12 protein-coding genes are annotated in these 13,169 nt (G+C 56.4%); 11 read left to right on the top strand and 1 reads right to left on the bottom strand.

Annotation, left to right across the window (positions count from 1 at the left end; all coding sequences use genetic code 11):
- The first annotated feature begins 163 nt into the window (after nucleotides 1-163).
- The 5 genes from H6B30_RS11885 to H6B30_RS11865 all read left to right on the top strand — a co-directional run bounded on the left by H6B30_RS11885 (nucleotide 164) and on the right by H6B30_RS11865 (nucleotide 5,183).
- Entirely contained in the window at nucleotides 164-1,528 is a 1,365-nt protein-coding gene (locus H6B30_RS11885) for a tetratricopeptide repeat protein (RefSeq protein WP_239483963.1), read from the top strand.
- Between the two features lie 988 nt (nucleotides 1,529-2,516).
- Complete coding sequence (locus tag H6B30_RS11880; protein ID WP_205110846.1) at nucleotides 2,517-3,020, top strand: GFO_1088 family ECF-type sigma factor; 504 nt, start codon at nucleotides 2,517-2,519, stop codon at nucleotides 3,018-3,020.
- Nucleotides 3,021-3,055: 35 nt separating this feature from the next.
- A complete protein-coding gene (locus tag H6B30_RS11875; protein ID WP_205110844.1) occupies nucleotides 3,056-3,529 on the top strand; it encodes a PG0215 family putative anti-sigma factor in 474 nt (157 codons plus the stop codon).
- 11 nt (nucleotides 3,530-3,540) lie between these two features.
- Complete coding sequence (locus H6B30_RS11870) at nucleotides 3,541-4,029, top strand: DUF6108 family protein (RefSeq protein ID WP_239483961.1); 489 nt, start codon at nucleotides 3,541-3,543, stop codon at nucleotides 4,027-4,029.
- A gap of 293 nt (nucleotides 4,030-4,322) precedes the next feature.
- Nucleotides 4,323-5,183, top strand: coding sequence for a hypothetical protein (locus tag H6B30_RS11865; RefSeq protein WP_205110843.1), 861 nt, complete (start codon nucleotides 4,323-4,325; stop codon nucleotides 5,181-5,183).
- Between the two features lie 152 nt (nucleotides 5,184-5,335).
- On the opposite strand, the gene H6B30_RS11860 is transcribed toward H6B30_RS11865, so the two are convergent.
- On the bottom strand, nucleotides 5,336-5,887 hold the full coding sequence (locus tag H6B30_RS11860; protein ID WP_205110842.1) for a GrpB family protein: 552 nt from the start codon (nucleotides 5,885-5,887) through the stop codon (nucleotides 5,336-5,338).
- A gap of 756 nt (nucleotides 5,888-6,643) precedes the next feature.
- Here H6B30_RS11860 and H6B30_RS11855 point away from each other — a divergent pair.
- From H6B30_RS11855 to rodA, 6 genes are all read left to right on the top strand, one after another.
- Nucleotides 6,644-7,237, top strand: a complete 594-nt coding sequence (locus H6B30_RS11855; protein ID WP_205110840.1) for an IMP cyclohydrolase — start codon at nucleotides 6,644-6,646, stop codon at nucleotides 7,235-7,237.
- Between the two features lie 39 nt (nucleotides 7,238-7,276).
- A complete protein-coding gene (locus H6B30_RS11850; RefSeq protein ID WP_205110838.1) occupies nucleotides 7,277-8,299 on the top strand; it encodes a rod shape-determining protein in 1,023 nt (340 codons plus the stop codon).
- 175 nt (nucleotides 8,300-8,474) lie between these two features.
- On the top strand, nucleotides 8,475-9,341 hold the full coding sequence (gene mreC, locus H6B30_RS11845) for a rod shape-determining protein MreC (protein WP_205110836.1): 867 nt from the start codon (nucleotides 8,475-8,477) through the stop codon (nucleotides 9,339-9,341).
- Nucleotides 9,342-9,367: 26 nt separating this feature from the next.
- Complete coding sequence (gene mreD, locus H6B30_RS11840; protein WP_205110835.1) at nucleotides 9,368-9,868, top strand: rod shape-determining protein MreD; 501 nt, start codon at nucleotides 9,368-9,370, stop codon at nucleotides 9,866-9,868.
- Nucleotides 9,865-11,715, top strand: a complete 1,851-nt coding sequence (gene mrdA, locus H6B30_RS11835) for a penicillin-binding protein 2 (RefSeq protein WP_205110833.1) — start codon at nucleotides 9,865-9,867, stop codon at nucleotides 11,713-11,715. Before mreD ends, mrdA begins: the two co-directional genes overlap by 4 nt.
- Nucleotides 11,696-13,165 (top strand): rod shape-determining protein RodA, encoded by a 1,470-nt coding sequence (rodA, locus tag H6B30_RS11830; RefSeq protein WP_205110832.1) that lies wholly within the window; start codon nucleotides 11,696-11,698, stop codon nucleotides 13,163-13,165. The genes mrdA and rodA overlap by 20 nt, the downstream gene beginning before the upstream one ends.
- The last annotated feature ends 4 nt before the right edge of the window (nucleotides 13,166-13,169 follow it).

Below are 13,169 nucleotides of genomic sequence, written 5' to 3'. Positions count from 1 at the left end.
GCGTTATGATGTGAAATCTATTAGCCCGGGGCATCCTTGGGCTTTGACTACTAGAATTATCGACTAGAATTATCGAAAGGAATTTAAGCAATTTAAGGTTAATATGAAGAGTTTGAAGTATTTATTAATTGGATCTTTTATGCTGGCGCTTTCAGTGCCTGCAATGGCTCAAGACGATAACAAAGCCACTATCGATGCAATAACGAAAGTAATCAAGAGCAAGCCTGCCGACTTGGAAGACCAGGTAAAGGCCGTTTACAAGAAGAACAAGAAGAACGAAGACGTTCTTGTTGCCATGGGAAGGGCTTTCCTCGACATCAAGGATACTGTCAACGCAACACAGTACGTGGAGTACGCCCTTAAGGCAAACAAGAAGTATGCTCCTGCGTTTATCCTCCAGGGAGACATCGCCGCTCTCAACAACGACGGTGGTGCTGCTGCCGGTTATTACAACCAGGCCATTTATTTCGACCCGAAGGATCCCGAAGGATACTACAAGTATGCCAGCGTTTACCGCAAAATCAGTCCTACGGAGGCTGTAGGCCGTCTTGAGGAGTTGCGCGCACAGCGCCCAGATGTGGTAGTTGATGGAATGATTGGTCACATATATTACATCTCAAACGAGTTTGACAAGGCTGCCGAGAGCTATGCCAAGGCCGACAGAAACAAGCTCACAGAGAAAGAGCTCACCGAGTATGCCATGGCATTGTACTTCGGCCAGAAATACTCCGAGAGCCTCGAGATAGCCAAGTTCGGCCTGACCAAGTTGCCGCGTGACGCCGCCTTCAACCGCCTGGCTTTCTTCAACTGCACCGACATGGAGGACTATCCCAGCGCATTGAACTATGCCGACGCGCTTTTCAACAAGTCTGACAGCGCCAAGTTCTCATATTACGACTACACTTACTACGGCAATGCATACAACGGCAACAAAGAGTACGACAAGGCTGTAGCCATGTACCAGAAGGCCCTTGAGCAGAAGATAGACAACAACGAGAAGCGCGCCGGAGTAATCAAGCAGCTCTCTGATTGCTATCTGGCTAAGGAAGACTACTCTAACGCCATCAAGTACTACCAGGATTATCTGACCACTCTGGGCAATGCGTCGGCCAATGATGCCGCTGCCCTGGCCCAGATTTACATCCAGTATGCCGACACCCTGTCTGATACAGCTCGCCTCGACATGTTCAAGAAGGCCGAGCAGGTGTATGTAGACATGGAGAAGAAGTATCCCGATGCCCTCGAGTATGTTACATTCATGCGTGCCCGTGTAAACTCATACATGGACCCCGAGACAAAGGAAGGTCTTGCCAAGCCATATTATGAGAAGGTAATGGGCATGATTGAGCCGCGTGCCGAGAAGTCGGCTTCCGACAACGCACGTCTCGTTGAGTGCTATCGTTACCTTGGATACTACTATCTGCTGAAGGAAGACAAGGCCACTTCAACATCATATTGGAACAAGATTCTCGCCATCGATCCTGAGAACGAGATTGCCAGGCAGGCCCTGACCCTTACCACAAAGTAACAAACCGATAAAGATAAATCGTCACTTTGGCATCTATAGGATGCCGTTTGACCGACGGTTATTAGTTATGCTGATCTCCCGTTGTGCATTGCGCAGCGGGAGATTTTGCGTTGTGGTCTTTGTGCCGTTGCCGGTTTCTGTCAAATGGCCGTTCCTGTTTATTGGGGTAAGGCATTGTTTTTCATTGAAATCCGCAAGTTGGCAATCACTTGTATGTATCTGCCGGGAGTAAGGTTTCATCACGGCCGCCCGTAGTTAGGTGACAACGGCTTAGCGGGTAATCTCAGCCAACAACATCAGCGGGCACATCGATTGGTGTCTTCTTCTTACCCCTGCTAACCGCTCGCATCTGGCAGAATGCGGAAATCCATTTGATTTTTTATTAAGTAGCTGTCCAAAATTAACCGATACAATTGCCCTTGCAGGTGTCTTCCACATCTTTGCCACCATCTTGTGCGCTATTTCGGGCCGCATACCAATGTCTCATCGGTGGCGTAGCCCGCTACGCTCTCTCTTCAGACTTTGGCATGCATCTCCGAAATAGCGCACAATTTGATGGCAATTAATATTGAACACTTACTTAATACCCGCTAATTGTGCATGCTTGCAAATATGCAGCTACCAACATCCCTTAGATTCATTGTCTTCCACCATATGCCATGTTGCGACGCCAAACGGCAAGTTCTGCCCAATGATATGGCCTGTTTCAGCATGATGAACGGCGCATCCTGCCATTCAAAACGGCACGTATTGCAACCCGCTGTAAGGCAGGTGGTTAACTGTAAGGGCCGTTGCCGTTGCCTTTAACTTAAAATAGTTAACGTCGGTGTGCGCCTGCCGACTGCCTCAAAGGGTTTGGGCTGTTTTTGGATATTAATGTTCACTTTTCGTTGTTATTACCGTTTTCGGCATGAAAACAGATGCTTGCTTGATAAATAAAACATGTTTCGGATGTCACAAAAATGGCGTTCAAACGTCAATTAAATGTATGCACATCATGACACCCGAAGAGTTCAACAGAATCATGACCCCGATGCGGGCCCGCCTGAAGGTGGCGGCGCGAGGCATAGCCGGTGACGACGACCGCGCCGAAGACTTGGTGCAGGAAGCGTTGCTTGCGCTGTGGGCCATGCGTTCGTCGCTCTCACGGTATGAAAGCCTGATAGGGCTGGCCGTTACCGTCATGCGCAACAAATACTGCGACAGCCGCCGTCATGCAGCGCTGGAACGCGGACGAGAGTTGCCCGAGGCGGCCCGTGCCGTGGCGCCATACGACATGGAACTGCACGACGATGTTGCCTTGATATCCGCCATCGTCGACAGGTTGCCGTCGTTGCAGCGCACCGTGTTCCGCATGAAAGAGATAGAGGGCTATGATGCGGCAGACATAATGCTCGTAACCGGTTGCACTGCCGAGGCCCTGCGCCAGAACCTGTCGCGGGCCCGACGCAAGATACGCGATGAGTTTATGCGCATCACGTCGCGACCGTGACCTGCATGCAACACATGCAAACGCAAAACAATATTATGATGGAGAACGAAGAATACATAAGGGAGCTGGCAGACAAGTATATGGATGGGCTCACCACCGCTGCCGAAGAGCGACAGCTCGCCCGGCTGCTTGACGATGCGGGCGGCAGCCTGCCTGCCGACCTACGTGCCTGCCGGGCAATGTTTGCCTATGTGGCGGCCGGGCGCGCACGTGCCACAGGCCACCGCCGGCATCACTCGAGGCTTCGCCTTGCGGCCTGGGTGGGCGCTGCTGCTGCGGCTGCAGCCACTGTCGTGGCCGTGGTTGTGCTCACGTCGCCGCCCACCCCGCAGAGTTACGCCGTCATCGACGGCAGGGTGGTCACCGACCCCGACGTGGTGCGCCGTGAGGCCATGCGGGCCTTGAGGATAGTTGCTTCCGACGATTACGACACATTTGGCGCTATCGACATGATGCGCGCCGCTCCCTGTGCCCCTGTGGGGGCGGATGGTGAACAACAACAACGCTAAAACCTTTCATTATGATGATTACAACAAACAGCCATAGTGCCCGCGGGCTCTCGTCTGCCGCCACGGTTGCCTTGCGCCTGGGCGTTCTTGTTGCGGTTGCGTGGCTGCTGTCGGTCGCGACGGCAACAGCCCAGAGGGGGCTGGCCGTTGACGAAGTGTTCAGCCGTTTTGGCCGTGCAAAAGGATGCACCATGGTCGAGATGCACGACGCCAAGCTCGGCGGCCATCGCCTCGACATATACAAGAGCCTCACTTACGAGAGGTTGGGCACAGCCATCGAGCCTTACCTTGAGGCCGACCGCCGCCGGGCGTCGAAAATACGCGAGGTGGTTGAGAGCGGCAAGGTGGTCAGCGGCTACTACATGATGCCCCCGCTCTCGGGAGGACGCAATCGCTATGTGCTCTTTGTCGATGCGGGCAAGGGCAATGGCGCAGTGATATACATTGAGGGGCGACTGTCGCCCGACGACATTATGAAACTATGTTTCTCGCGCCGCTGACCGCTGCCGCCACGCCTCGACGTGGGCCCTGCTGTGGCGGCGGTGCCGTAGACGGCCGTCCGCTTCCGGGCCGGAGCGCCATTCTCCGGCATCCTGTCAACGGCAGAAGGGCTGCCGCCCGTCAGCAGCCAGCCCCCGGCCTCGGACCCGGCAACAACGTTACGGTAGGGCGCCGGACCTAAATTGCCGTCGTTAGATAAAGACAGAAGCCGATGCCGCGGCAACAGTCTGCCTTGCGGCACCCACAATTGATTGATAGATTCACACCATATGAACTAAAAAAAACAAGCGATATGAAAACGTTACTTATGGCCATTGCCGCCACTGCAGCCATGACTGCAAAGGCCGCTTCGCCCGTCGACACCACCTTCACCGTCAGCGGCAAGCGCATCGTCTTGACCGACTCGGCCGGTCATACCCGCGTGAGCGTTTATTCCACCGACAACTCAAGGCTCACCCGAACCTACGAGACATCTTATGTTGACGGGCAGGAGATAGAGCGGGTATACATCTCTTCGCCTTTCATCCCGCAAACCGTTGGCAGAAAAAAGCGTAGCCCCAAGGCGCATTACCCGTTGTTTTTCATGGGCTTCAACACCCTGCAGCGGTCGGCTTTCTCAACCGGGGGAAATCCAGCCATGCACACACGCGACTCAAAGTCGTGGGAGTGGGGCATCACCTGCGCCACCATGGCTTGTCGGCTGACGTCGGGACTGGCACTCACGTCGGCCTGCCAGATGGGGCGCGTGCACCATCATTTCCAGGGCAACTACGTGCTATCTACTACCGACGGAGCCACATCGATGCGCCTTGTCGACGATGGCGACGTGAGGAAAAGCTACATCAGCTATGGCTATATGCGCATACCGCTCATGATAGAGTGGCAAAGCCGTACCGGCGGCGACGACCTGTTCGTGGCGCTGGGCCCCTCGGTCGAGATGCGCTGGAAGGACCATTCGCGCTATTACGTAGGCGACGAGAAACGCACCGAGACCTCCGACACAAACATCAACCCGCTCGGACTCAACCTCGAGTTGCGCATGGGCTATCGGTATGTAGTGGTTTACGGGCGTGCGGCCCTCACACCGCTGCTGAAGACAGCCTCAGCCCCAAAGTGCTACCAGCTGGCCTTTGGCCTCGGTGTGCGCATCTGAACGTTAGCCAGGCCACCAGCCGTATTGCAGGCGTGGGTTTGCGCGGCGGCCATCAGCAGGTGGCTGCCGCGCGTTTGTTGCCGTGGTCGGCGCCCTGCGCCCCGTACGTGTTTTCTTGTTGTCCTCAGCCTTGGGCCTTTCGGCCGCCCCGTTCACCGTTCGGTGTGACTTAGTATTTCCGCCACTACGGCCGATTTTGCGTCGGCATAGTCCTGAATGCACTCCCAGTTTTTTTCCGCCAGCGCCCTTTTCGTAGCTGCATACAGTTGCCGGTCGGCATCGTCGGTTCTCAGACGGTCGCGGAAGTCCAACATCCTCTTGGCCTCTGCGCACCCTTCCGAAAACACGTGAAGGTTTACTTCGGGCCCTTTCCCTTTCAGCATGCGGTGGGCGTGCCACTCCGGTTCCCTCACCCTCAGCCTGTACCCTTCGGCCTCCAATGCCCCGACATACATACTTTCGTTGCCGGAGTCTTCCACTGTGAGCAGTATGTCTATTATCGGTTTGGCGCAAAGGCCCGTCACCGAGGTCGACCCAACGTGTTCCACCGTGTGCCGTGTTCCGGCCAGTGCGCGGTCAATCTTGGCTTTTTCCCGGTCGAACATATCCTGCCACCGTGCGTCATATTCTTGCAACACAATCTTGCCGTGGGGCTTTTCCAATTCCCCAATCGTCACTTTTTCCAGATAATCTTTTGATGCCATGCTTTTGTTTACTTGTATGTTTGCCAATAGTTTCGGCTTCACAAAATGAAGCCATGCGCCATCCCCATTGCAAAAACAGTGCCAGCGAGCGGCAATCAAACTCGTTTGGAATTGCCCGAGCGCCGCCTGTTTTATCCAAAAACAGTGCCAGCGAGCGGCAATCAAACTCGTTTGGAATTGCCCGAGCGCCGCCTGTTTTATCCAAAGACAGTGCCAGCGAGCGGCAATCAAACTCGTTTGGAATTGCCCGAGCGCCGCCTGCACCGCCAGGGCAAAGGCCAGTCGTCCCCGGTTAATGCCTGTAGCATTTGCGCAAATCGGTTGGGCAAAGTCTTGGCCTGAGCGTTTGGGCCGGTTGGTGTTTGCCCGAATTGTTGGCGGCCCTTGTGGCGGCGTTTCTTTGCAGAGTGGCAACAGTGCGGCCACATGCGCGGCCCTATATCGCCGCCCGGGCCTATGGCACTGGTAAACGCGCTGTTTTGCAGTCTGTAACGTCGTGTCGCGACAAAAGTCTGTGTGCCGCCCGTTTTGCATTTCACCCTGCATCGCCGCGAGCATTGCGCCACCACATTGCTTTGCGGTTGTTCCACGTTGCCATGCTGTTTGTCGCTATGAGAAGCGCCGGGGCAGGCGTAATGCAGCCATGTGCGCAATAGGTTGGCGCCCAAAAACATTTTTCGCCGTAAAAGTGTTGCTTAGTCACTTCCTTTTTAGTAACTTTGCAGCCTGATTATATATAACGTTATATTTCGATTTATGGCTGATACAAAAAAGATTAAGACCGCGTTGGTTTCGGTGTTTCACAAGGATGGGCTTGACGAGCTTTTGCGTAAGCTCAATTCAGAAGGCGTTAAATTCCTCTCGACGGGGGGCACGCAGAGTTTCATTGAGTCGCTTGGCTATGATTGCCAGAAGGTAGAGGACGTTACAACATACCCCTCAATCCTCGGCGGGCGCGTAAAGACGCTCCACCCGAAAGTGTTTGGCGGCATCCTTGCCCGCCGCGACAACGAAGGCGACCGCGCCCAGATGGCCCAATACGAGATACCCGAGATAGATCTCGTCATCGTCGACCTGTACCCGTTTGAGGACACCGTTGCCAGTGGGGCAAGCGATGCCGACATCATCGAGAAGATAGACATAGGCGGCATCTCGCTCATCCGCGCCGGTGCAAAGAATTTCAAAGACGTGGTAATCGTGCCGAGCAAGGCCGAGTATGGCGTGCTTCTTGACATACTCAACAAGAAAGGCGCACAGACCGACCTGGCCGACCGGAAGATGTTTGCCGAGCGTGCCTTTGGCGTAAGCAGCCATTACGACACGGCCATCCACAACTGGTTCGCACGTTAATCCCGCATATCAATCATATATAAGCATCAAGGAGGGTTTATGGGATTCTTTTCTTTCGTCCAGGAAATAGCAATGGACCTGGGCACAGCTAACACTATCATCATCAGCGACGACAAGATTGTGGTCGACGAACCGTCGGTCGTTGCGCTCGACCGCCGCACGGACAAGATGATTGCCGTGGGCGAGAAAGCCAAGATGATGTATGAGAAGACACACGACAACATACGCACCATCCGCCCGTTGCGCGACGGAGTGATAGCCGACTTCTCGGCTTGTGAGCAGATGATGCGCGGACTTATAAAGATGGTTCATACGGGCAGCCGGCTCTTCTCGCCGTCGCTCCGCATGGTCATCGGCGTGCCCTCGGGCTCAACCGAGGTTGAGCTGCGCGCCGTGCGCGACTCTGCCGAGCACGCCGACGGCCGCGACGTCTACCTCATCTTCGAGCCCATGGCGGCTGCCATAGGCATAGGCATCGACGTAGAGGCGCCCGAAGGCAACATGATTGTCGACATCGGAGGCGGCTCAACCGAGATTGCAGTGATATCGCTCGGCGGCATTGTGAGCAACAACTCGATACGCATAGCCGGCGACGACCTCACTGCCGACATCCAGGAGTACATGAGCCGCCAGCACAACGTTAAGGTCAGCGAGCGCATGGCAGAGCGGATAAAGATTCATGTGGGCTCGGCGCTCACCGACCTGGGCGAGGAGGCTCCCGAGGATTACGTTGTCCACGGCCCCAACCGCATCACGGCCCTGCCCATGGAGGTGCCGGTGTGCTATCAGGAGATAGCCCACTGCCTCGACAAGACCGTGGCAAAGATAGAGAATGCGGTGCTCTCTGCCCTTGAGAACACACCGCCCGAGCTGTATGCCGACATCGTCAAGAACGGCATTTACCTCAGCGGCGGCGGCGCATTGCTGCGCGGTCTCGACAAGCGCCTTGCCGACAAGATAGGCATCAAGTTCCATATTGCCGAAGACCCGTTGCACAGCGTGGCCAAGGGCGCGGGCATTGCCCTTAAGAATGTGGACCGTTTTTCGTTCCTCATGCGATGAGGTCATTGCGCAACCCGTGACCGTCAATCCATTATCGGCTGCTCCGCGGACGGCTCGTGCCGGCCATGGCAGCGGCGGCGCCTTGCGGCGTGGCTCTGTTGCCATGCCGTAAGGCGTCGGCAGTGCAGCCGGTTGTGGGCTGTGGGTTGTGGGGCGCAGGGTTAAAACATCTGTTATGCGAAACCTCTTAGAGTTCCTTGCAAAATACAATCATTGGATAATCTTCGTACTGCTTGAGGTGGTCAGCGCGGTGCTTCTGTTCCGTTACAACACCTATCAGGGCAGCGTATGGTTTTCCACGGCCAACGCCGTGGCAGGCAAGGTGTATGAGTGGAACTCGGCGGTTGAGTCGTTCTTCTCGCTGACCCGCGTCAACGAAGAGCTAGCATTGCGCAATTTCTATCTCGAGCGGCAGGTCAACCAGCTGTCGAGGCTGTACGGCGAGCTCACCCGCGACACGTCTTTCCTCGAGCGCAGCGAGCGCCAGTTGCTGTCGCAGTATCAGCTGTTGCCGGCCAAGGTGGTCGACAATTCGCTCGACAAGCCCTACAACCTCATGACCATCAACCGCGGGCGGCTCGACGGAGTGAAGCCCGACATGGGCGTGGCCTGCGGCAACGGCGTAGTGGGCATAGTCTACCTCGTGGCCGACCATTACTCTGTGGTCATGCCGGTGCTCAACCTCAAGTCGCGCATAAGCTGCACCATACGCCGCCGCGGCTACGTGGGCTACCTTGCGTGGTATGGCGGCGACCCTACTGTGGCATACGTTGAAGACATTCCCAGGCACGCCCGCTTCCGCCGTGGCGACTGGGTCGAGACGAGCGGATACTCGTCGATATTCCCTCCCGGCGTACTCGTGGGCAAGATACTGCAGGTGTACAACTCGCGCGACGGCCTTTCATACAGGCTCAAGGTGCAGCTTACAACCGACTTCAGCAACCTGCGCGACGTGCTGGTCATTACCGACAGCACCGTGGCCGAGCGCGTCAAGCTGCTCGACGCGGCACGCGACTCACTGCGCATAGGTGCCGATGATTAGTTTGTTTCCCTAATGTCAAATGTAAAATGGCTATAGATATACTGAGGCGATTGCTGCTTTTGTGCGTCTTTTGCGTGGCCCAGGCACTGGTGTTGAACCACATCCACCTGTTTGGCTTTGCCACCCCTCTGCTTTATGTCTACATGGTGCTGTCTTTCCCCATGGGCTATCCGAAGTGGGCGGTGTTGCTGTGGAGCTTCGCCCTGGGCCTGGCCATCGACACATTCTCGAATACCCCGGGTGTGGCTTCGGCCTCGCTGACGCTCATCGGGGCCATCCAGCCTTATTTCTTCGCCCTGTTCGTGCAGCGCGACGAGCCCGAGAGCATACGCCCGTCGGTGCAGTCGCTTGGACTGATGAAGTATTCGTTCTACGTGTTTGTGCTCGTACTGCTTTATTGTGTTGTCTTTTTCGCGCTCGAGATGTTCAGTTTCTTCCACTGGCTTTGGTGGCTCGAGTGTGTTGGGGGCAGCACTCTGCTTACCGTTTTGCTTGTGTTGACATTAGAGAGCGTTAGGAAGCGGTGAAAGACTACGAGCTCAGCAACAGGCGATACGTCATCGGCGGCGTGGCGACATTTATCGTTGTCATCTACATCATACGCCTCTTCACGCTGCAGATAATGAGCGATGACTACAAGAAGAATGCCGATTCAAACGCATTCCTCAAGCGCATCGACTATCCGTCGCGGGGCATAATAACCGACCGCAAGGGCCGCCTGATGGTTTACAACCAGCCGGCCTACGACATACTTGTGGTGATGAACGAGGCCCGGGGGCGGCTCGACACCATGGAGTTTTGCCGCACGGTGGGAATGACCAAGGAAGAGTTTGTGGCCCGCATGGACGCCATCAAGGACAGGTCGAAGAATCCCGGCTACTCGCGTTTCACCCAACAGCTCTTCATGGGGCAGATACCCGACAAGGAGTTCAGCCAGTTCAGGGAGAAGATATTCAGGTTTCCGGGCTTTTACATACAGAAACGCAGTGTCCGCCAGTATGAGTACCCGTATGCGGCCCACGTCATCGGCGACGTGGCCGAGGTGTCGCCGTCGGACATAGAGAACGACGACTACTACCAGCCGGGCGACTACATAGGCAAGCTCGGCGTAGAGCGCAGGTATGAGAAGCAGCTGCGCGGAGAGAAGGGCGTGCAGATTCTGCTGCGCGACGCCCACGGACAGATACAGGGGCGCTATCAGAACGGGCGCTTCGACCGCTCTCCCGTGCCGGGCAAGAACCTCACCCTGAGCATCGACCTCGAGCTCCAGGCTTTGGGCGAGCGCCTGCTTGAGGGCAAGATAGGCAGCATAGTGGCCATCGAACCGTCGACGGGCGAAGTGCTGTGCATGGTGTCCTCGCCTACTTACGACCCGCGGGTAATGTCGGGGCGCAACCGCAGCAAGAATCACTCACGGCTGGCCGTCAACCCATGGAAGCCGCTGCTCAACCGCAGCATCATGGGCCTTTATCCGCCGGGGTCGACGTTCAAGACCACCCAGGCCCTCACTTTCCTGAGCGAGGGCATCATCTCTCCGGGCACGATGTTCCCCTGCCACCACGGCTTCTACTACCGCGGACTGCACGTGGGCTGCCACGGCCACAAGTCGCCGCTGGCCCTTGTTGATGCCATCAGCACCTCGTGTAACGCCTATTTCTGCTGGGGGCTGTACTACATGATAGGCAATCGGAGCAAGTATCACGACGTGCAGCAGGCCATGAACACGTGGCGCGACTACATGGTGAGCATGGGATTCGGCTACAGGCTGGGCATCGACCTGCCCGGCGAGAAGCGCGGGCTTATACCGAATGCCGAGTTTTACGACAAGGCATACAACGGTTCGTGGAACGGGCTCACAGTGATAAGCATCTCGATAGGGCAGGGCGAGGTGACGCTCACGCCGCTGCAGATAGCCAACCTGGGTGCCACCATTGCCAACCGTGGTTATTATTACGTGCCCCACGTTGTGCGCAAGGTGCAGGGCGAGCCGCTCGACACCGCCTTCACCCGCCGCCATTACTCCATGGCCAGCCGCTCGGCATACGAGACGGTGGTGCAGGGCATGCGCAGTTCGGTGATTCGCGGCACATGCCGGGCTGCCAACCGGCCCGAATACGAGGCATGCGGAAAGACCGGAACGGCCCAGAACCGCGGCCACGACCACTCGGTGTTCATGGGCTTCGCCCCCATGGACAATCCCAAGATAGCCATTGCCGTTTATGTTGAGAACGGCGGTTGGGGTGCCGACTACGGCGTTCCCATTGGCTCGCTCATGATGGAGAAGTACATCAACGGGCACCTTTCGCCCGAATCGGAAAAGAAAGCTGATGAATTTCAGCACAGACGTATAGCGTATGACTCAAGGAACAGATAAGCAACCGGGCGTTTTGCGCTCGCTCGACTGGTGGACAATAGGCATATACCTCGCGCTGCTCACTTTCGGGTGGCTCAGCGTTTGCGGCGCGAGCTATACGTATGGTGACACCGACATATTCAGCCTCGACACGCGGTCGGGCATGCAGATAGTGTGGATAGGCACGTCGGTGTGCCTTGGCTTTGTGCTGCTGATGCTCGACGACAGGTTTTACGACACCTTTGCCTACGTCATCTTCGGGGCCCTCTTGCTGCTCCTTTTCGCCACCATATTCAATCCCCACCAGATAAAGGGGTCGCGTTCGTGGCTTGTGCTCGGCCCGCTGCGGTTGCAGCCCGCCGAGTTTGCCAAGTTTGCCACGGCCCTGGCTCTGGCCAAGTTCATGAGCACCTACGGCTACAACATACACCGTTGGAAGCATTTCGTGGCCACCCTGGCCATCATACTCACCCCCATGCTCTTCATCATCCTGCAACGCGAGACGGGCTCGGCGCTCGTTTACCTGGCTTTTTTCCTCGTGTTCTACCGCGAGGGCATGCCCGGTTGCGTGCTGTTCACGGGCGTGGCCGCAGTGGTTTATTTTGTTGTGGGCATACGGTTCGAGCAGGTTCTGCTGCTCGACACGCCCACGTCGGTGGGCAAGTTTGTGGTCTTGCTGCTCGTCCACATATTCACCGCGGGAATGGTGCGTGCCTACACACCATTGCGCGGCATGGCCTGGGCCATGCTGGCCTATAGCGTTGGCATCACGCTGGTGGCCCTGCTGTTCTCGGTCTTCGTCATACCGTTCGACGTTGTGTGGGTTCAGCTGGGCGTGTCGGTGCTCATGGTGGGCTGGCTTGTGGTGGTGGCGCTCGGCACCCGCATGCGCAACTTCTGGCTCATCACGGCGTTTGCCATAGGCTCGATGGCTTTTTTCTATTCTGCCGACTATGTGCTCAACAATGTGCTCGAGCCCCACCAGCGCGTGCGCATCAACGTGTTGCTTGGCCTCGACGAAGATTTGTCGGGGGCAGGCTACAATGTCCACCAGAGCGAGATAGCCATCGGGTCGGGCGGCCTCGAAGGCAAGGGCTTCCTCAACGGCACGCAGACAAAGCTGAAATTCGTGCCGGAGCAAGACACCGACTTCATTTTCTGCACCGTGGGCGAGGAAGAGGGCTTTCTCGGGTCGGCCGGAGTGCTGATACTTTTCCTTGCCCTCATATTGCGGCTCATCCACCTTGCCGAGCGCCAGCCGTTCCGTTTCGGGCGCATTTACGGCTATGCGGTGCTGTCAATATTTCTTTTCCACGTGTTCATCAACGTAGGCATGGTGCTCGGCCTTACTCCTGTCATTGGCATACCGCTGCCGTTTTTCAGCTACGGGGGGTCGTCGCTGTGGGGATTCACCTTCTTGCTCTTCATCTTTCTGCGCATAGACGCAGGGCGAAACCTTGTGCGCACGTAGCCTG

Origin of the sequence: Marseilla massiliensis, from assembly GCF_016899955.1 — a bacterium.
Classification (GTDB): domain Bacteria; phylum Bacteroidota; class Bacteroidia; order Bacteroidales; family Bacteroidaceae; genus Prevotella; species Prevotella intestinigallinarum.
The sequence above is the reverse complement of the archived record's forward strand: the minus strand, read 5'-3'. Positions and strand labels throughout refer to the sequence as shown.

Excerpts from the sequence above, each read along its gene's own strand:
- H6B30_RS11865 (WP_205110843.1), top strand. The coding sequence starts at position 4,323 with ATGAAAACGTTACTTATGGCCATTGCCGCCACTGCAGCCATGACTGCA.
- mreD (WP_205110835.1), top strand. The coding sequence starts at position 9,368 with ATGGCTATAGATATACTGAGGCGATTGCTGCTTTTGTGCGTCTTTTGC.
- H6B30_RS11875 (WP_205110844.1), top strand. The coding sequence starts at position 3,056 with ATGATGGAGAACGAAGAATACATAAGGGAGCTGGCAGACAAGTATATG.
- mreC (WP_205110836.1), top strand. The coding sequence starts at position 8,475 with ATGCGAAACCTCTTAGAGTTCCTTGCAAAATACAATCATTGGATAATC.
- rodA (WP_205110832.1), top strand. The coding sequence starts at position 11,696 with ATGACTCAAGGAACAGATAAGCAACCGGGCGTTTTGCGCTCGCTCGAC.
- H6B30_RS11860 (WP_205110842.1), bottom strand. The coding sequence starts at position 5,887 with ATGGCATCAAAAGATTATCTGGAAAAAGTGACGATTGGGGAATTGGAA.
- H6B30_RS11870 (WP_239483961.1), top strand. The coding sequence starts at position 3,541 with ATGATGATTACAACAAACAGCCATAGTGCCCGCGGGCTCTCGTCTGCC.
- H6B30_RS11850 (WP_205110838.1), top strand. The coding sequence starts at position 7,277 with ATGGGATTCTTTTCTTTCGTCCAGGAAATAGCAATGGACCTGGGCACA.
- H6B30_RS11885 (WP_239483963.1), top strand. The coding sequence starts at position 164 with ATGGCTCAAGACGATAACAAAGCCACTATCGATGCAATAACGAAAGTA.
- H6B30_RS11855 (WP_205110840.1), top strand. The coding sequence starts at position 6,644 with ATGGCTGATACAAAAAAGATTAAGACCGCGTTGGTTTCGGTGTTTCAC.
- H6B30_RS11880 (WP_205110846.1), top strand. The coding sequence starts at position 2,517 with ATGCACATCATGACACCCGAAGAGTTCAACAGAATCATGACCCCGATG.